Origin of the sequence: Pontibacter deserti, from assembly GCF_023630255.1 — a bacterium.
Classification (GTDB): domain Bacteria; phylum Bacteroidota; class Bacteroidia; order Cytophagales; family Hymenobacteraceae; genus Pontibacter; species Pontibacter deserti.
In genome coordinates, this window is record NZ_JALPRS010000001.1 from 556,453 (window position 1) to 575,778 (window position 19,326).

A 19,326-nucleotide genomic window follows, 5' to 3' on the forward strand; every position below is an offset into this window, starting at 1 on the left:
AGTAAGCAGTAAAACTATAGTTTATGATAAACGACTATTACACGGGTAAAACAGTTTTGATAACCGGTGGCGCACAAGGCATAGGTTTAGGAATGGTACAGGCTTTTGCTGATGCAGGGGCCAAGGTTATACTGACAGATGCTGACGAAGAAGCCGGTAAAGAAGCAGTAGAAAGACTGCAAAAGGAGAAGAAAAAGGTAGCGTTTATTCGTTGCGATGTGAGCCAGGAACATGAGGTAATTAAGTTGATGGAGATAGCAGGAGTGAAGTATGGAAAACTGGATGCTTTAATTAATAATGCTGGTATAGCAGATCCTTTTACAGGTAATCTTCAGAACATGCTGCTATCGGAGTTTGACCGGATGCTGGCAGTAAATTTGCGCGGACCCCTGTTATGTGCCAAGTATGCCTTACCGCTTTTAAAAGCTGCAGAACAACCGGCCATACTTAATATTACAAGCACCAGAGCTTTTATGTCGGAACCTGATACATTTGCCTACACAGCCTCAAAAGGCGGGCTGGAAGCACTGACACATTCACTGGCTGTAAGTCTGGCTGAAGATAAGATAAGGGTAAATGCCATAGCGCCGGGTTGGATTGAAACAGGAGAGTGGCAGAAAAAGAGCGAACAATACCTGCCTAAGCACAGCAAGCAAGATAGAGAACAGCACCCTGTCGGGCGGGTAGGCAAACCTGAAGATATTGCAGCTGCAGCTTTATTTTTATGCTCAGACCAGGCAGGGTTTATTACAGGCCAGAGTATAAAAATTGACGGAGGCATGACGATCAAAATGATCTATGTGTAGCAATACAGATGACGAATTTTAAAACTATACAACCTACCAGATGTGTGTAAGGTAAACTATAGCCGACACAACTTAGCTTAACTATGGTACAGTCTCAGAATACGCCTACTATACTTTATGTTACCAATCCGATGTGCGCCTGGTGCTATGGGTTTACACAGGTGGTGAGAAGACTGGCTGCTTTGTGGAGGGGGAGGTTGCAGGTACAGGTGCAGTTAGGTAACCTGCAGGCCTATGCAACAGAGCCGCTCCAGCGCGAAGAAAGGGAAAGACTGGCAACTAGCTGGCACTGGGTACAGCAGCGCACGCATTTACCCTTCGACTTTAAGTTTTTCCTGAGAAAAGAATATGTTTATGCCACAGAACCTGCCTGCAGGGCTTTGTTATGCATGCGTTTGTTGCGCCCGGTTCTTACATTAGAAGTGCTTCGTGCCATGCATTCTGCATTTTACGCCGATGGACTGGATCTGACAGATACAGCAGTGCTGGTAAGGATAGCTGGCATGTTCGGAGTATCAGAGAACCTGTTTTTAACATTATTTGAATCTGATGAAGTAATGCAGCAACTAGATGACGAGTTTGAAGCAGTTGCTCAGTTAGGTGTTACCAATTTCCCGAGTATTTATCTCAAAACCAGGCAAGGGACAGAACTTATTACGAAAGGCTTTTGCCAGTTAGATGAGTTGGAGCAACGGCTTTTGCAGCACTTGCAACTATAAGTTATACTCCGATTAAGCAAAGGTACATACCAGCCTGATTATACTTTCAAAGTATCTATACTTCCTGAAATAACTATTTGCGCTTCTATCCCGCATACTTTTATGGATAGTTGGTACTTCACACGCAGCTAATATTTGTAAAATACAACTCATAGTTGACAGTAATATTAAATATGTTGTATATTTATCAGCATCAAGCGAATGCTTTAACTGAGCGCAATCAACTATGAGAATCAAGGCTACTACCAACCAGGTTGATGAATACATAGGAAAACTGAGTCAGGAAAAGATACATCTGGCACAGGAAATACGTCGTATTATTCATTCATCAGTAGCACACCTGGAAGAATGTGTACGCTGGGATTATCCTTGTTACTTCTTTTACGGCCCTGTGTGCTATTTTGCATCCTCCCGAAGCGGTATTCATTTCGGCTTCTTCAGAGGGAAAGAGCTTTCTGATCCGGCCCGCAGGTTAGTTAGCCGTAACGGCCAACATCTGCACATCAAGATCCGCACCTTAGACGACATTGACGAAACTTACTTTGTAGAGTTGATCAAAGAAGCTGTGTTGCTTAACCAGAATTAGGGGTTGGTGCAGGCTTCGTGCTCGCAGGCATAGCCGGGTACTTCCAGTTCTACTGTTACATGCTGCACTGCCAGGTCAGCCATCATTTCCCGTATTTGTTGCTTTATTTTTTCTGTTTCCTGCAAGGGCAGGTTTTCAGCTATTACGGCATGCAGTGTCAGCACATTGTAGGTGCCATCCATTGTCCAGATGTGCAGGTCGTGGATGGACTGTACATCCGGCAGAGCTAGTATGCGTTGCTGTACTTCATCCAGATTAATGTGCGGGGGAGTGCCCTGTAATAATATCTTCAGGCTCTGGCGAAGGTTCTTAACCACGTTATACAATACAAACAGCGTAATGCCAACAGAAAGCAGCGGGTCTATGAAAGGCCAGTTAAAAAAATAAAGTATAACACCACCAACCAGAACGGCAATCCAACCTAAAACATCTTCCAGCAGGTGCAAGCGCACGACGCGTTCGTTTATTGAGTTTTCTCCTTTTAAACGAAGCACGGCTGCACCATTTACAAGTATACCCAACACCGCAAAGCCAATCATGCCGGCAGCATTTACAGGTTCCGGATTCCAGATGCGTGGTATAGCTTCAGAAAGTATAATAAAAGACCCAACCAGAAGTATAACGGAGTTAACAACTGCACCCAATAAGGAAAAACGCTTGTACCCGTAAGAGAAATTGCGATCGCTGCCTTTTTTAGAGAGCTTTTCGAAGTACCAGGCCAGCCCCAGTGAGAGCGAATCGCCAAGGTCGTGCAGGGCGTCTGACATAACAGCCACGCTGTTTATCCAGAAACCACCTACAAACTCCAGGATCGTAAAGCCCAGGTTCAGTAAAAAAGCTACTTTTATGTTGCTACCCCCATGGTGGTGATGCTGATGATCATGGGAATGCCCGTGGTTATGTGCCATAGTATAAAAACGTTGCCATCAGGTTTTAGATATTTGCGATTAACTTTGCAACTCATAATCTGTTAATCCAAAAAACATTTGGCTGCATTTTAATTGTTAAGATAGTAAAAGAACTAAAACCAGCATGAAGGTACTGTTAATTGAGGATGAACCCAAAGTGGCTTCTTTTATAAAAAAAGGGCTTGAAGAACAGGCTTTTGAAGTAGACCAGGCATACGATGGTACCTTCGGGATTAAGCTGGCGTTGCAGAACGAATACGACATCATCATCCTGGATATCATACTGCCGCACATGAACGGGCTGGAAGTATGCCGTGAGATCAGGAAGCATAGCACATCTGTATCTATACTTATGCTTACCGCACTGGGCACCACCGATGATAAGATAACAGGCCTGGATGCAGGAGCAGACGACTACCTTACCAAGCCATTTGAGTTTAAAGAATTGCTGGCCCGCATACGTGCCTTAACCCGCCGTACCACCGAAAGTACCACCGGAGAGAAGCTAACTATTGCCGACCTGGAGATGGATGTAGTAAAGAAAACAGTGACCAGAAGCGGCAAACCTGTAAACCTTACAGCCCGCGAATTCGCCTTACTTTATTACCTGCTGCGCAACAAAGAGCGCGTGGTATCGCGGGTAGATATAACCGAACAGGTATGGGAAACTTCGTTCGATACGGGCAGCAATGTAATAGATGTATACATCAACTTTCTCAGGAAGAAGATAGATAAAGATCATTCGTCTAAACTGATTCATACGTTGGTGGGCATGGGCTATGTACTGAAAGAGCAGAAAGAGGTATGAAGATAAGGAACAGGCTTACGCTGCAGTTCGCCGGAATATTTACGCTTATTCTTGTTTTGTTTTCGCTGGTAATCTACTACTTCACATCTATTTACCGGCAGGAAGATTTTTATGACCGGATTCTGCAACGTGCAAAAGTGGTTTCTGCTTACGTATTTGATGCAGATGAAGCAGATGCCCGTACCCGCCGCCTGAACCAGATCCGGTTTTACCAGGTGCTCCCTTACGAAGTTGTTAAAATTTATGACAGCCAGGGCAGACAAACCTTTACGGAAGGAAGAGGCAGGCTGGAAGTTGACAATGCACTGCTAACTAAAATAAGGCAGGAAAAAGAACTACATTATGAGCAGGGCGACCGCCAGGTAGTTGGTATAGTTTACCATGATAACCAGGGAGAATTTATTGTACTGGCATCTTCTATTGACGCTTATAGTTTAAAAAAGCTGCAGCACCTAAAGGTTATACTTATAGTTGGTTTCCTGGGCTCCCTGATTGTTGTGCTGGTAGCGGGGTGGGTATTTGCTAAAGAAGCACTTCGCCCGATAACCAAAGTAGTAAGCGAGGTAGAAAAGATCACGGCATCGGACCTGCACATGCGCCTGAGCAACGCCGACGGAAAAGATGAGCTATCCCATCTGGCGCAAACCTTTAATAAAATGCTGGAACGGCTTGAACTGGCTTTTGAGATGCAAAGCACCTTTGTTTCCAATGCATCGCATGAGTTGCGCACACCACTTACCACAATGATGGGAGAACTGGAAGTAGCTTTGATGAAGCCCCGTACGCCGGAAGAATATCAACGTGTGCTAAACTCCACACTAGAGGATGCCCGCTTACTAACAGAGCTTTCAAACGGGTTGCTGCAGATCGCGCAGGCAAGTATAGATTCATCTAAAATACAGCAGGTGTACCTGCGCTTTGATGAGTTGGTTTGGATGGCCCGCGACCAGGTAGTAAAGCGCCAGCCCAATGCCCATATCGATATTGATTTTGCCGATTTCCCGGATGAAGAAGACCGACTGGTAGTGAAAGGAAATGAAGCACTGTTGCTGATAGCTATGGTAAATGTGATAGAGAATGCGATCAAATTCTCCCCGACAGGCAGAAGTGCAACCGTACGCATAGTACTTAGCCGGAAAGATGTAAAGCTGGTTGTAACAGACCGTGGGTTAGGTATAACAGAAGAAGACCTGAAGCATGTGTTTGTTCCTTTTTTCAGGGCAGAGAACGTGCGTAACATAACAGGCCACGGCATTGGCTTGCCGCTTACCGAACGTATTCTGAAATTACACAACGGTAGTATAACTGTTCATTCGCAGATAAACCAAGGCACAGAAGTTACTCTTACTCTGCCACAGGCATACGGCTTTATACCTGCCCGACCTTGATTTTAATCTCTTTTTAATCTCGTTTTAATTCCACCTTAATATGGTAACTATACTTTTGAGGCATTAGGTGAGAAAATCAACTTTTGCTCCTGCCCGGATCATATGGGAAGGGCAGGGGCAATTGTTGAATAAAGAGATTAAAATATGAAAGAAAGTATAAAGAGTCCTAATTACCTTGGCCATCTGAGTAAAGATATTCCAGCAGGATTAGTTGTTTTTTTTGTTGCGTTACCTCTATGCCTTGGTATATCCCTGGCTTCTGGTGCTCCGCTTATGTCCGGGCTTGTAACGGGTATAGTTGCCGGTGTACTGGTTTCGTGGTTAAGTGGTTCACAGCTTGCAGTTAGCGGCCCTGCAGCAGGTCTTACTGTAATTGTACTGAACGGTATTGAGACCCTTGGATCTTTTGAGGCCTTTTTGCTGGCAGTGGTGATCGCCGGTTTTCTGCAATTGATCCTGGGTTTCCTGAAAGCAGGTGTCATCGGGCTTTATTTTCCTTCCTCTGTTATTAAAGGAATGTTGGCCGCCATTGGCCTTATACTTATCCTGAAGCAGATTCCACACTTTTTAGGAGCTGATGATGATTTCTTTGGAGAGATGCAGTTTTTCCAGCCGGATGGCCGTACTACCTTTTCAGAGCTAGGGCATGCGTTCTCTAGTATTCAACTAGGCGCCATGATCATTGGTATCATCTCCCTGGCTATAATCCTGTTGTGGGATAATCCTAAAATAAAGAGCATTAAGATACTAAGCTTTATCCCGGGAGCACTGGTGGCTATTATTTTTGCAATTGTAATAAATGCCTTGTTCTCAGGCTTTGCTCCTGAGCTGACGGTTACATCTTCGCACTTAGTTAGCATTCCAATACTGGGTAGCTTTAACGACCTTAGCACAGAGCTCCGTTTCCTGGACCTGGGTGCTCTTTCTAACCCGTCGCTATATATTGTAGCCTTTACTATTGCCATTGTAGCTAGTTTAGAAACATTGCTTAGTATTGAGGCAATAGATAAACTTGACCCGCACAAGCGCCGCAGCAATACTAACAGAGAGTTGAAGGCACAGGGTGTTGGTAACATGGTTGCAGGCTTGTTAGGTGGTTTACCTATGACGGCCGTAATTGTGCGTGGTTCTACAAACGTTGCCTCAGGTGCTCAAACCAGGGTGTCGTCTTTTGTACATGGCGTGTTTCTGGCACTGTCGGTATTTCTGTTAGCTGGCCTGATGAACCGTATCCCGCTTTCAGCGCTTGCTGCAGTACTACTGGTAGTTGGTTTTAAACTTACGAAGCCGGCACTTTACAAGTCACAGTTAAAGCTTGGTCATGAGCAGTTTATACCTTTCATTGTTACAATACTGGCTATTCTTTTCACAGACCTTCTGATTGGTATCTGCGTTGGTCTTGCTGTGGGTATTTTCTACATTCTGAAGGCAAACTACAAATCGCCGTACTTCTTCCACAAAGAAGAACATAAAGACAAAGAGATCATCCGTATCAGGCTTAGCGAGCACGTTTCTTTCCTGAATAAGGCAAGTATTATACTTACACTTGACCACTTGCCACAAAACAGCCATGTAATAATTGACGGTGAAAATTCAGAATACATTGATTATGATGTGCTGGAAGCAATTCAGGAATTTAAACAAACGGCTCACGAACGCAACATTAAAGTAGACCTGGTGAACATAAGTAATGTAGAAGTAATGGAGCTTCACTAATCAATAAATTAAAATAATCTGTTTAACTGACATCTAAACGTATATGGAAAAAATATTTGAGAACAATCAGAAATGGGTTGCTGAGAAGCTAGCCCAGGACAGTGAATACTTTGTTAAACTGGCTCAAGGACAACAGCCACGTTACCTGTTTATTGGCTGTGCAGACAGCCGTGTGCCTGCAGGCGAAATTACCGGCACAGGACCAGGCGAATTATTTGTGCACCGCAACATTGCTAACATGGTAGTTCATACAGACATGAACATGCTGTCGGTGTTACAGTATGCTGTGGAAGTACTGAAGGTTAAAGATATTATAGTTTGCGGGCACTATGGCTGCGGCGGTGTGGCTGCGGCTGCCAGTAACAAGCAGTTCGGTCTGATAGACAACTGGCTTCGTAACATCAAAGATGTAATACGCCTGCACGAAGATGAGATTTTGAGTGTCTCTGATGAGGATGCACGCCTGCGCCGGCTGGTAGAACTGAACGTGATTGAGCAGGTGCACAATCTTTCAAAAACATCTATCATCCAGAATGCCATGTTAACTGATAACCCTCCTAAGTTGCATGGTTTAGTATATGATATTAAAGAAGGTTTGCTGCGCGACCTGAAAGTAGATATAAATACGTTTAAGCGTTACGAGCACATCTACAACACCATATTGGAAAATACGGAAAATTAACCCTCCCCAAAATATAAAGTATAGATTGTGTTGTTTTGAATTATAGTGAACACGAAAAAAGCCTGGTAGTTTAACCAGGCTTTTTTGTTGCTCTTAAGCTTATGCTGAAAATAATTTATGCTACTGAAACAGGTAACTGAACATAAGCATGATAGAAGAGTTGCGGCGCTGGTCACCTGTAAAAGGACCTTCATCATCAATCTTCTTTAAACCGCCTGCATAGCGTAGTTCAAGACCAAAACCATTACCGGCACGGTAACCAATATCGCCTACATAAGCAAAATCAACCTGATAGGGGTGATCTGTGATCTCAGTCTCTACGGTAGTGGTGGTATTACCGGTAGCGGAGGTAACTTCACTGACGCGGCGACCTTTTGCAATAAAACTTACCTGCGGACCCAGATCAAAGAACAAGCCACCAGCAGACACATGCAGCAAAACCGGTACATCCACATAATTCAGGCGAAATTTATCTTCAGCTTTGGAGCCGTTACCAAGTGTAGTTTCCTGCTTAGCTCCTTTAGAAGTATAAAGTGTTTCCACCTGAATACCTATCAGATCCGTGATGTGATTTTGTAATATCAAGCCGGCAGTATAGCCTAATCTGTAATCGTAGTTTTTAGCATCATCGCCTTTAAAGTTGTTGTAAGTAGCCCCGGCTTTTATACCTAATTGCTGGGCAAACCCGGTTGTTGCTAATAAGACTAATGATAACAGTAGAATCGTTTTCTTCATAATTTAATTTTAATTGGTAACAGTTATAGTTCTTGAATATTGTAAAATTTAAGGGTGGCAAAAGTGCAAATAAAAAAGCCCCGCTGCAACCAGCGAGGCTTTTTTGTGGAGTTTCATCCACTATTCAGATGTAGGAATTACCATTGGTACCCGTAAAAACGGGACTTGTCGGTAATGCTACCACTCGTAGTCTCTGCGTGATGATGAACCATAAGAGTATGGAGGTCCGCTGTAAGAACCGGAAGAGTAAGATGATGAACTACCGGAGCGGTTATAGTCTGAATCGTGTTCACGATCCCGCATCTCATCCATTCTTCTTCTGCGTTCTGCTTCTTCATCACCGAACCATGATCTTATTTCATCACCGGCACGGTCAAAGAATCCACGGTCCTCATGGCCTTCGCGGTCTCTGTCATAGCTGCGTGAAGAATATCTGTCTCTGTCGTAATCGCTGGAGTAACGGTCTCTGTCGTAGCTGCCGCTGCCATAGCTGCTTGATCCATAGCCGCCAGTGCTGCCATAGCCTGATGATCCCATTCCTGAGCTATAACCAGATCCCATACCTGAACCGTATTGTGTGCTTCTGCCGTAGCTGCCAGAGCCAGAACTACCTGATCCGTAACCAGAACTACCTGATCCGTAACCAGTGTTGCCAGAGCCAGAGCCATAACCTGATGATCCCATTCCAGAACCATAGCTAGATGATCCGTAACCGGAAGTTCCATAGCTAGAACCTGTGCTTCCTGAACCATAACGGCTGCCAGAGCCATAGCCAGAAGATGAACCATAGCCACCGCCATAGCTGCTTCTGCTTCTGTTGTCATCATCGTCTGTCATGCGATCCCATGCATTAGATACACGGCTCTTAGTGCGGTCCCAGGCATTCTCTATTCTATCACCGGCACGATCCCAGGTATCACGGCCACTGCGGTCGTAGTCGCTGCTATAACGTGATCCTGAAGTTCCTCTGCCATAACTTGATGAGCCGTAGCCAGAAGATCCGTATCCTGAAGTTGATCCATATCCTGAAGAAGACCCATATCCTGATGAGCCATAGCTGCTGCCAGTCATGCCTGCAGAACGTCCGTAAGTAGAACCGCTGCCATAGCCTGAACCGGCACTATAATCACGACCTGATCCGAAGCCAGAACCTGAACCAGTTCTGGTGCCATAGTCGCTGCTTCTGTTTGTTAAGTTATCGGAATAATAATTTCTTGCCGACCCTCTTGATTCTGATCTGTTGTTGTCATTGTACGGGTTGTAGCCCGAGTTTTCATAGCTTCTCATAGATTATTTGGGTTTACAGTTATAAAAATTATACTTAACTAAATGTGTCACTGCTATATACTGCGACGTGTTTTTTTACGATTCATCTTGCATTTAGTTATTAGCTTCAAACTAGTATACTTACTTAGTACCTCGTATAGAATTAAGATTTTCAGGGAATAGTCAGGCCTGTTATACCTCTGGCCAATTAATAACTTAAGGTTATTTTTTAGGCGCATACTAAACTCCGTCCAATCCTGAACGGAATAAAGCAGGGGCAGCTGTTATACTATTGAAAGTATTGTTTGCCTGTAGGATTAATTAAATAATCTGATTGTATTTGTGCTGTTTTGTTAAAATTTGTCTGGTTAGTGATTTGATTGAATATAAATGCTTTGTACTTTGGTGCGCATTTAAAAAAGTTATAACTGACTGAACTATTAAATAGTACTTTTTAGTTGTAGCTCAATTAAATAGATATCTTTTAGCCAAACATATTATGAAATTAAAATCAGTACTGGCATCTATGCTTGCTATAGTTGCCTTAACAAGTTGTGAAGACTTGTTTGAAGATGGCGATATGCAGCCGGATGGCTCAAAGCCAAGCTTAACCATTAACAACCCTACCAACAACCAATCGGTAAACCAGACACAGGACCTTCGGATCCATGTTACAGCAGTAGATAAGGATGCGGTTAAAGTGGAGTTTGCTGTAAAAGGTGCAGAAACTAGTCTGATAACTTTTAATAAAGTATCGGAGAAGAATGTAGTTGATTTTGATACGCTGATATCAATGGAGAACATTGCGCCTGGTACTTACCAACTATACGTTCGTGCTACGGATGGTCGTACAAATGTATCTGAGCAACAGGTAAACTTTATCGTTAAATAAAGGCGAGCAGTTTTACACGAAATAAAAGGGCAACTTCTATAGTTGCCCTTTTTATATGTAAGCTACTGTAATTTAGAACTGGTATACTACCTGCCCCTGGTCGTTTATAGTTAGAGCAGCTTCAAAGGTGTTACCGGTTTTATGGGATATAAAACCTTTTATTTTACCTGTTTTACCTTTTGTGAGCAGGGTAGCAATCTGCTTTTCAGAGAGTGTTTTACCGCCCAGTTCAAAGGGTACCTTAAACTGGCAACCCTCCCGGAAACGACTGCATCCGTAGGCTGTACTTCCTTTTAACATTTTACCTTGCTTGCAGCGCGGGCACATAGCAAACGGATCTGATGCTGGCTTTTGCTCTGCTTTCTGAACTTCAAGCTGCTGTCCGTTTAGAACTATACTTCCATCAAAAGTTTGGCCGGCTGCGTCTTTTAGTCCTTTTATAGTTGGTGTTTTGCCTTTGGTTAGCAGGGCAGTAATCTGTTTCTCGTTCAGTGGTTTTCCGAACTGCTCAATCGGTATCAGGAAACGGCATCCATCTTTATACTTAATGCAGCCATAAGCTGTAGAACCTTTTACAATATACCCCTGCTGACAGGCAGGGCAGGAGCCAAGCCCTTGCGTAGGAGCTGCGGCTTTCTCTTTTGCCGGAGCAGTTTTTTTAGATTTGGCTGCATCCCTGATCTTAGCGGCCGGAGCAGCAGTTGCCTGTGGTTCTATACTTACGCGGGCAGTATCATTCTTCACTTCCTGCACCAGGCTGATAACAAAATTCTGTAGTTCCTGTAAAAAGGCTTCGGCTTTAAACTCACCACCTTCTATCTGGCGCAGTTTCTTTTCCCACTGCCCGGTCATCTCCGCCGATTTCAGGGTCTGGTTTTTAATCACACCTATCAGGTCAATGCCCATCTGTGTAGGCACTATCTTTTTTTTGTCTTTGCGGATGTACTGCCTCTTATAAAGTGTTTCAATAATAGCTGCACGGGTAGATGGCCGGCCGATCCCGTTCTCTTTTAAGGCATCCTTTAGTTCCTCATCTTCCATCTGCTTGCCGGCTGTTTCCATGGCGCGCAGCAACGTGGCTTCGGTATATTCTTTTGGCGGGTTGGTCATTTTTTTCTCCAGCAACGGTTCGTGTGGGCCATGTTCGCCTTTATCGAAATGCGGCAGTACGCCGGCTGTCACTTCTTCCGCATCACCTTCTTTTGCAGGAGCTTCCGGTTTAATATCTTCAGCACCATACAACACACGCCAGCCCGGCTCTAGTATCTGTTTTCCTCTAACCCTAAAAGTATAACCTGCCGATTCTGCATTTACAGTAGTGTTACTTACTATACAATCCGGGTAAAAGGCAGCTATAAAACGACGGGTAATAATATCATATACATCGGCTTCGCGACCATAAATGCTACCTGCCGATGCGCCTGTTGGTATGATAGCGTGGTGATCTGTTACTTTATTATTGTTGAATACTTTTTTGGTTTTGCGAATCTTGTCTTGTAGCAACGGTGCTACTTCATTTCTATAGTTATCCAACCCCTGAAGTATACCTGGTATCTTCGGATAAATATCATCAGGAAGGTAAGTGGTATCTACACGCGGATAAGAAACTACTTTCTTCTCGTACAGGCTCTGCACGGTCTTCAGCGTTTCGTCGGCCGACATGCCCAGTTTGTTATTGCACTCAATCTGCAGCGAGGTTAGGTCGAACAGGTTACGCGGCGCTTCAGTACCTTTCTTGGTCTCAACATCAGTTATAGTTAATTCTGCCTGACGTATCGCCTCCAGTATTTTCTGAGCATCTTCCTCTTTCTGGAAACGGCCGTTGGTGCTGGCAAACGTTATATCGCGGTAAACAGTCTTCAGTTCCCAGTATGGCTGCGGTACAAAGTTAGCGATCTCATGGTGGCGGTTTACCAGCATAGCCAGCGTAGGTGTTTGCACACGGCCAATAGATAAGGTCTGGCGGCTGCCGTTGGCATACTTCAGCGTAAACAAACGGGTAGCATTCATGCCCAGCAGCCAGTCGCCAATGGCGCGGCTTTTACCAGCCTGGTAGAGAGAATCGAATTCTGAGCCTTCGCGTAAGCGGGCAAAACCCTGACGAATGGCTTCTTCGGTAAGCGACGAGATCCAGAGACGTTTGAAAGGTTTTCTATACTTGGCTTCGGTTAAAACCCAGCGCTGAATTACTTCTCCTTCCTGGCCGGCATCCCCACAGTTTATTACTTCTTCGGCGTTGTCGAGTAGCTGCTTTATTATTCTGAATTGCTTTTGAACACCGCTGTCCTGCATCAGTTTTATGCCGTACTGCTGCGGTAGCATGGGCAGGTCGTGTATGCTCCAGCGCTTCCATTCGGGGCGGTAATCGTCGGGCTCGCGCAGCTGGCAGAAGTGCCCGAAGGTCCAGGTTACCTGGTAGCCGTTGCCTTCAAAATAACCGTCTTTCTTGGTTCTGGCACCAATAACCATGGCAATTTCGCGGGCCACACTGGGTTTTTCAGCAATGCAAACTTTCAAGCTTTCGTATATTTTAAATAATCAATCAGATTTCAAATTTACAGCTTTTGCAGGTTAATTAGTAGCTTTTGCCTAACTTTGCGCCCCGAAATATCACGGCCCCAGAACTATGAAAGTAAGCGGTTTTACCTTTGTCCGGAATGCAATAAAGTTCGACTACCCTGTAGTGGAAGCCATTCTTTCTATACTTCCTGTCTGCGACGAGGTGGTGGTAGCCGTAGGCAATTCTGACGATGATACGCTGGGCTTGATCCAAAGTATAAATTCCCCGAAGATCCGCATCATAGAAACTGTTTGGGATGATTCGCTACGCCAGGGCGGCCAGGTGTTGGCAGAAGAAACCAACAAGGCATTTGCCGCTATCTCCCCGGACTCTGACTGGGCTTTTTATATACAAGGCGACGAAGTGGTGCACGAGCAGTACCTGCCAACTATAAAAGCAGCCATGGAACAGTATAAGGATTCTCCTGAGGTGGATGGCTTGCTGTTCAACTATAAGCACTTTTATGGTTCCTATGATTATGTTGGAGAGTCGATGCGCTGGTACCGCCGTGAAATCCGTGTGATCAAAAACCGGAAAGATATATTTTCTTACAGAGATGCACAGGGCTTTAGAAAAGGAGATAACCAGAAGCTGAATGTGAAGCTGATAGACGCTTACATCTACCATTACGGCTGGGTAAAAGACCCGCGTGCGATGCAGGGCAAACGCGAAAGCTTTACACGCATGTATCACTCGGATGAATGGATTGAGACCAATGTGCCCAAGGTAGAAGAGTTTGACTACTCCGGTGTAGATGCACTTGGACTTTTTGAAGGTACCCACCCTTCAGTAATGAAAGACCGCATAAATAGGATCAACTGGAAGTTTGACTACGACCTGAGTTACCGCAGGTTTGTAATAAAAGATAGGATAAGAATGTTTGTGGAAAGTATAACAGGTTATCGCCTGTGGGAATACCGCAACTATAAAATTATTTAATTTTGTTTACCCTGAGCGACTTTTAGCTCAAAATATAGTACCGCGCCCAAAACAATTAATTGCACTTCTGGTATATACTAACATTAATACCAGTAAATGCAATACACTACTACAAAATATAACTACTTGAAAAAAATTACACTTGCCGCGCTTGCGCTGCCTTTGCTGGCATTGCAGGCTTGCGATAAGTTTGAGTATAGCCCCTATGAGGTAAGGCTACACGATAACGAACGCCAACTGAATCAGAAAAGCATCGACCGCATCAAACAACAGAACATCCCACAAGATGCAACCATCACTTTTGCACTAGTATCTGATACCCAAGGGTATTATAAAGATACCGAAGTGATGGTAAACCACCTGAATAAGCGTAACGATGTACAGTTTATATTGCATAATGGTGACATAACGGACTTTGGTTTACTTAAAGAGTTCAGATTAATTAATGAAGAACTGGGTAGATTGAAGGCGCCTCTGGTAACTGTGATAGGCAACCATGATGCAGTAAGTAATGGCATGCAGCTGTACAAGGAAATGTATGGGCCATATAATTTTAGTTTTGTAGCAGGCCACTCCAAGTTTATCTTCATCAATACGAATAACTGGGAGTTTAACGGTACTGCCCCGGACCTGGACTGGCTTGAAATGCAGCTAACCGACCGGGCAAGCTACGACCAAGTGTTTGTGCTTTCCCATATTCCCCCTACCAGCTCTGCTTTCGGTGATGCCAATGCAACACGTTACCGCCAGCTCATGAACCAGTATAACGTAACCATGTCGATACACGGGCATAACCATAGCTTTGAAACATATCAGCTTGAAGAAGGAGGTACGCAGTACATGAATGTGGGCGAAGCCGCTGATGAAGAATACGTGCTGATGCGGGTTAACAACACATCTGTTGCCTTCGAACGTGTTTCAACTAAAAGCGGCTACTAATGAAGCGACCTGTAAAATAGTTGTATTGGCGTAAGTTCTACACAAAACCGTAACTATAAAATTAACATACTTTATTTGCTCCAGGCTGTTCTTAGCTTAAAACCGGCACAACAGGTTGAACAAATAATTGCACTACTGGTAAACATTACTAGTGATGCCGGTTTATGTATTATCCTGTTGAAAAATATAACTGTTTTGTCTGTGTTATACTTGCGTTGTGTTTGTTGATATTGCAGGCCTGCGAAAAGTTTGAATACAGCCCGTATGAAGTTCGACTCAATGATGATGAAAAGAATATAAACCAACGCAACATTCAGAGGATAAAGGATCTATCTATTACTCCAACCGACCAGATTAAATTTATTCTTATCTCCGACTCGCAGGGTTTTTATGCGGATAATGAGAAGGTTGTAAATCACATTAATCGCCATCACGGTGAAGCACACTTCCTGCTGCTTGGGGGCGACATAACGGATTTCGGACTATTAAAAGAGCATAGACTGATTCATCAACAGTTGAGCAAGTTAAAAATGCCATATGTAGCTGTAATCGGTAACCATGATGGCACTAATAACGGTAAGGTTGTTTACAAAAGAATGTATGGCGCTTTTGATTTTAGCTTTACAGCTGGAGATAGTAAATTTATTCTGCTTAACACCAATTACCTGGAGTTCGACAGAAAAGTACCTGACCTTGAATGGCTGGAGGAAGAACTGAAAGATGGACAGCAATACAATCACATTTTTGTACTTTCTCATATTTACCCCATTCTATATGAATTTGGCAGAGACGAAGGTAAAGGTGAATTATATGGAAAGTTAGTTAGCAAGTATAATGTAAGTTTTTCGCTCCATGGCCACAGGCATGCCTATAACCTCTTTTATCCGTTTGATGGTAGTATTCCGTACCTGATTTCGGGTGCTACCGAACGGCTCGAGTACATCGTTTTTACAGTAAACGGTGATAACATAACTTTTGAACGTATTCAAATCAATTCCTGAAATGAGGATAAGATTGATATTGCTTCTGGTAATTTTATCAGGAGCAAATTATACTTGTGTGGGCAGTCCAGTACAGGACACAACCGTTACTTCCGCACGAAAGTGGTATGCACCTGATGCAGCCGTGTTGCAGTTTGCCGGCAACATGGGGATGTTAGCAGTCGGGCCGGGGTATGACTTTGCAAAAAGGAGAATAGGAGTGGACCTGCTATATGGGTATGTACCCGAGTTTGATGCTGATGAAGCTGAACATCTGCTTACCCTGAAAGGAACCTACAAGCCTTGGGAGATAAAAAGGAAAAGAAACTTTACTGTTATACCTGTGCAGTTGGGGTTAGGGCTGAGCTATTATTTTAATGATAAATACCCGCTCTCCTGGGACGATAAATTTCCGAAGGGATATTACTGGTGGTCGCCGAAAGTAAGGTTGTTAGGATTTGCAGGGGCAACTGTTACCCGCGATTTACATAACAGTGATGTAAAGAAGATCGGCCTGTACAGTGAGCTCGGAACCTACGATCTGTTAGTTACGTCGTGGTATAAAGATGAAAACCTAACGCTTTGGGAGATCATGAATATTTCCATTGGTGCAAGGGTAAACTTTTAAACTATAAACGGATGCAGCCTGTCGGGAAATATATAGTTATAGTTGGCGTAGTTATAGTAGTGCTTGGGCTGCTTATCTGGTTTGCCGGCGATAAACTCAATTGGTTCGGTAACCTGCCCGGCGATATTAAAGTGGAGAAGAAGAACGTACGGGTTTACTTTCCGATCACGACAATGTTATTGCTGAGTGCGCTGCTTTCACTGCTGCTGTGGCTGTTCAGGAAGTTCTTCTAAACTAGAGCTGTTTTCAGGTTTATCTATAGTTTGCTATCTTGGGAGGGCAAAATCAGCCATTATGTTTCCGAAGCTTAAGCTGCACAAAGACATCATTGCCATACTAACTATGGTACTTGTTTTTCTGCTGCTCTGGCTAATCTTTTAACCTGCTATGTTCTTCCTGCTATCTAAGTTGCTGCACCTTTTCCTGATGCCCTTTCTGTGGGTGCTGCTGTTTCTGATCCTGGCCCTTTTGCTGAAAAAGCCGAAGTATAAGCGAAGTTTTTTATTCTTGTCGCTGGGTATACTTATAGTCTTTTCAAATCCTTTTCTGGAGAATGAAGCCTGGCGGGCCTGGGAAGTTGCCGCTATTCCGGTTAATAAAGTAAAGCATTACGATGTGGCCATTATACTTACCGGCGTTACCGGCTATCGCGAAGACATACCTGACCGCATCCACACACACAAAGGGGCCGACAGGTTCCTGCACCCGCTACAACTATACCGCTTAGGCAAAATAGACCAGTTCCTGATCTCAGGTGGTGATGGAAGAGTAACCGGAACAGCCGTACCGGAAGCGGAACAAATAGAAAAAGTGTTGCTGATGGCAGGTGTGGACGAAGAAGATATTATAACCGAAAGCAATAGCCGCAATACCTACGAAAACGCGAAACACACAGCAAAACTACTGCAGAAGCATCCCGAGTGGAAAACCCGGCTTCTTGTAACATCTGCTTACCACATGCGCCGCTCTCAGTCTTGTTTTACAAAAGCAGGTATAAAAGCCGATGTGTATAGCACCGATTTTTATTCTGGGCCACGCTACTTTACTCCTGATGAGCTTATAGTTCCCAATGCAGGCTCACTCAGCAACTGGCACCTGCTCATCCACGAAATTGCCGGCTATGTTATGTATAAACTGATGGGATATTTATGAGTGTAAGAGTTAATGAGTTGTTCCTTATAACCCTTTTTAATAATTCTCTAACTCACAAACTCTCTAACTCATTAACTCCTAAACTTTTCCTAGTCTCCCTGCTTGTTACTTGGGCCAGCGCCTACCCAGATGCTTTTCTGGTTTACAAATTCGCGGATGCCGACGTAAGATAACTCACGACCGTAGCCGGATTTTTTTATACCTCCGAACGGCATTTCAGGCGAAGAAGCAACCATGGCGTTTACGAAAACCGCACCTGATTCAACCTGTCGGGCCACTTTTAAGCCACGTTCCTGATCTTTTGTCCAGACAGAGCCGGCCAGGCCAAAGCGGGAATCGTTGGCAATCCGGATGGCATCCTCTTCGTCTTTGGCAACTATAAAAGCGGCTACGGGTCCAAACATTTCTTCTTCGTAAGCAGGCATGCCGGGCTTCACATTCTTCAGGATCATCGGTTTAAAATATGCACTGTCTTTGCCTTCACGGCCGCCATCTAACACAACTTCAGCTCCTTTTTCTACTGATCTGTTTACCTGTTCTTCCAGTTCTTCTGCCAGGTCTGGACGGGCCATCGGGCCATAATCGCAGTCATCTTTAAGCGGGTCTCCAGTTTTAAGTGCGGCCATTTTCTGCTTCATCTTCTCCAGAAAAGCATCGGCTATAATTTCTACAACTATAAAACGCTTGGCAGCAATACAACTTTGCCCGGTATTCACCATTCTCGATTTCATGGCATTTTCAGAGGCTAGTTCCAGGTCGGCATCATCTAAAACTATAAATGGATCACTGCCGCCCAGTTCGAGTACCGTTTTCTTTATCTCTTTGCCCGCTGTGGCGGCTACGTGTGCACCTGCAGCTTCACTACCAGTCAGGGTTACAGCTTTTACTGCCGGGTGTCCGATCACAGCATCTACTTCTTTTGAGCCTATCAGTAAGGTATAAAACACATCTTCGGGGAAGCCAGCATTACGAACAATTTCCTCAATTGCCAGTGCACATTGGGGTACGTTGGAAGCATGTTTCAGTAAACCGGTATTGCCAGCCATAAGTGCAGGCGCCAGAAAACGAAATACCTGCCAGAACGGGAAATTCCAGGGCATAACAGCCAATATAACCCCCAGCGGTTCGTAAGCGATCAGGCTTTTTTCTGCTTTGGTTTCTATAGTTTCATCCTTCAGAAAATCTTCTGCATTGTCGGCATAGTAGTGGCAGGCGGTAGCGCATTTCTTAATCTCTGCGATACTATCTTTCAGGGGTTTGCCCATTTCCAGGGTAATGATGCGGCCATATTTTTCTGCATCTTGTTCCAGTATGTCGGCGCACTTTTGCATGAGTCTGGCGCGCTCTGCAAAACTAGTTTTACGCCAGCTTAGGAAGGCTTTATCGGCAGCTTCTATTTTCTGGGTAACTTCTTCAGACGTGTGCGGTTCGAAAGTTTTTACCACCTCGTTGGTGGCCGGATTCATAGTTTGTATGGCCATAGTATCGTGTCATTATCAAAAGTAAATATACGCAAAGGCTGGTTTTTTAAGTATAATGGATGGTACAGTTGGCTTTGGGTAATGTTTCTGAATGTACTTGGGCTGATCAGAGCTTTTTCAAATTATAGTTTAGTTTTCAGG

Annotated in this window: 19 protein-coding genes; 14 read left to right on the forward strand and 5 right to left on the reverse strand. The window is 44.2% G+C overall.

The window, feature by feature from the left end; genetic code table 11:
• Positions 1–23 precede the first annotated feature (23 nt).
• From MJ612_RS02350 to MJ612_RS02360, 3 genes are all read left to right on the forward strand, one after another.
• The gene (locus MJ612_RS02350; protein WP_187029072.1) at positions 24–806 is read left to right on the forward strand and encodes an SDR family NAD(P)-dependent oxidoreductase; all 783 of its coding nucleotides are present in this window, start codon (positions 24–26) and stop codon (positions 804–806) included.
• An 83-nt stretch (positions 807–889) separates the two neighbouring features.
• Complete coding sequence (locus MJ612_RS02355; RefSeq protein WP_187029074.1) at positions 890–1,525, forward strand: DsbA family protein; 636 nt, start codon at positions 890–892, stop codon at positions 1,523–1,525.
• Positions 1,526–1,751: 226 nt separating this feature from the next.
• Positions 1,752–2,111 carry a DUF1801 domain-containing protein gene (locus MJ612_RS02360; RefSeq protein WP_187029076.1) on the forward strand — a complete coding sequence of 120 codons (360 nt, stop codon included), beginning with the start codon at positions 1,752–1,754 and terminating at the stop codon, positions 2,109–2,111.
• On the opposite strand, the gene MJ612_RS02365 is transcribed toward MJ612_RS02360, so the two are convergent.
• Complete coding sequence (locus MJ612_RS02365) at positions 2,108–3,019, reverse strand: cation diffusion facilitator family transporter (protein ID WP_187029077.1); 912 nt, start codon at positions 3,017–3,019, stop codon at positions 2,108–2,110. The genes MJ612_RS02360 and MJ612_RS02365 overlap by 4 nt on opposite strands.
• A gap of 124 nt (positions 3,020–3,143) precedes the next feature.
• Here MJ612_RS02365 and MJ612_RS02370 point away from each other — a divergent pair, with 124 nt between their 5' ends.
• From MJ612_RS02370 to MJ612_RS02385, 4 genes are all read left to right on the forward strand, one after another.
• Positions 3,144–3,827, forward strand: coding sequence for a response regulator (locus tag MJ612_RS02370; RefSeq protein ID WP_187029078.1), 684 nt, complete (start codon positions 3,144–3,146; stop codon positions 3,825–3,827).
• Positions 3,824–5,215: a HAMP domain-containing sensor histidine kinase gene (locus MJ612_RS02375; protein WP_187029079.1), complete on the forward strand. Its 1,392-nt coding sequence runs from the start codon at positions 3,824–3,826 to the stop codon at positions 5,213–5,215. The genes MJ612_RS02370 and MJ612_RS02375 overlap by 4 nt, the downstream gene beginning before the upstream one ends.
• A 144-nt stretch (positions 5,216–5,359) precedes the next feature.
• Positions 5,360–6,931 carry a SulP family inorganic anion transporter gene (locus tag MJ612_RS02380; protein WP_187029080.1) on the forward strand — a complete coding sequence of 524 codons (1,572 nt, stop codon included), beginning with the start codon at positions 5,360–5,362 and terminating at the stop codon, positions 6,929–6,931.
• Between the two features lie 43 nt (positions 6,932–6,974).
• Positions 6,975–7,613 carry a carbonic anhydrase gene (locus MJ612_RS02385; RefSeq protein ID WP_187029082.1) on the forward strand — a complete coding sequence of 213 codons (639 nt, stop codon included), beginning with the start codon at positions 6,975–6,977 and terminating at the stop codon, positions 7,611–7,613.
• A gap of 120 nt (positions 7,614–7,733) precedes the next feature.
• On the opposite strand, the gene MJ612_RS02390 is transcribed toward MJ612_RS02385, so the two are convergent.
• Together MJ612_RS02390 and MJ612_RS02395 are read right to left on the reverse strand one after the other, a co-directional pair.
• On the reverse strand, positions 7,734–8,348 hold the full coding sequence (locus tag MJ612_RS02390; RefSeq protein ID WP_187029084.1) for a porin family protein: 615 nt from the start codon (positions 8,346–8,348) through the stop codon (positions 7,734–7,736).
• Between the two features lie 177 nt (positions 8,349–8,525).
• The gene (locus MJ612_RS02395) at positions 8,526–9,635 is read right to left on the reverse strand and encodes an SWFGD domain-containing protein (RefSeq protein ID WP_187029086.1); all 1,110 of its coding nucleotides are present in this window, start codon (positions 9,633–9,635) and stop codon (positions 8,526–8,528) included.
• 478 nt (positions 9,636–10,113) lie between these two features.
• On the opposite strand from MJ612_RS02395, the gene MJ612_RS02400 reads away from it, so the two are divergent.
• A complete protein-coding gene (locus tag MJ612_RS02400) occupies positions 10,114–10,506 on the forward strand; it encodes an Ig-like domain-containing protein (RefSeq protein WP_187029088.1) in 393 nt (130 codons plus the stop codon).
• Between the two features lie 72 nt (positions 10,507–10,578).
• Here MJ612_RS02400 and MJ612_RS02405 read toward each other — a convergent pair whose 3' ends face one another.
• Entirely contained in the window at positions 10,579–13,023 is a 2,445-nt protein-coding gene (locus MJ612_RS02405) for a type IA DNA topoisomerase (protein WP_187029090.1), read from the reverse strand.
• Positions 13,024–13,132: 109 nt separating this feature from the next.
• Between MJ612_RS02405 and MJ612_RS02410 the strand changes: the two genes are divergently transcribed.
• From MJ612_RS02410 to MJ612_RS02435, 6 genes are all read left to right on the forward strand, one after another.
• Positions 13,133–14,005, forward strand: coding sequence for a glycosyltransferase family protein (locus MJ612_RS02410; RefSeq protein ID WP_187029092.1), 873 nt, complete (start codon positions 13,133–13,135; stop codon positions 14,003–14,005).
• A gap of 126 nt (positions 14,006–14,131) precedes the next feature.
• Positions 14,132–14,944: a metallophosphoesterase family protein gene (locus tag MJ612_RS02415; protein ID WP_187029094.1), complete on the forward strand. Its 813-nt coding sequence runs from the start codon at positions 14,132–14,134 to the stop codon at positions 14,942–14,944.
• A 164-nt stretch (positions 14,945–15,108) separates the two neighbouring features.
• Positions 15,109–15,945 (forward strand): metallophosphoesterase family protein, encoded by an 837-nt coding sequence (locus MJ612_RS02420; RefSeq protein ID WP_250419027.1) that lies wholly within the window; start codon positions 15,109–15,111, stop codon positions 15,943–15,945.
• Positions 15,946–16,003: 58 nt separating this feature from the next.
• Entirely contained in the window at positions 16,004–16,552 is a 549-nt protein-coding gene (locus MJ612_RS02425; RefSeq protein WP_187029098.1) for a hypothetical protein, read from the forward strand.
• 11 nt (positions 16,553–16,563) lie between these two features.
• Positions 16,564–16,785: a DUF2905 domain-containing protein gene (locus tag MJ612_RS02430; RefSeq protein ID WP_187029100.1), complete on the forward strand. Its 222-nt coding sequence runs from the start codon at positions 16,564–16,566 to the stop codon at positions 16,783–16,785.
• A 154-nt stretch (positions 16,786–16,939) separates the two neighbouring features.
• Positions 16,940–17,704 (forward strand): YdcF family protein, encoded by a 765-nt coding sequence (locus tag MJ612_RS02435; protein ID WP_187029102.1) that lies wholly within the window; start codon positions 16,940–16,942, stop codon positions 17,702–17,704.
• A gap of 89 nt (positions 17,705–17,793) precedes the next feature.
• Here the strand turns inward: MJ612_RS02435 and MJ612_RS02440 are convergent, their stop codons facing one another.
• Positions 17,794–19,185: an NAD-dependent succinate-semialdehyde dehydrogenase gene (locus tag MJ612_RS02440; RefSeq protein ID WP_187029104.1), complete on the reverse strand. Its 1,392-nt coding sequence runs from the start codon at positions 19,183–19,185 to the stop codon at positions 17,794–17,796.
• Between the last annotated feature and the right edge of the window lie 141 nt (positions 19,186–19,326).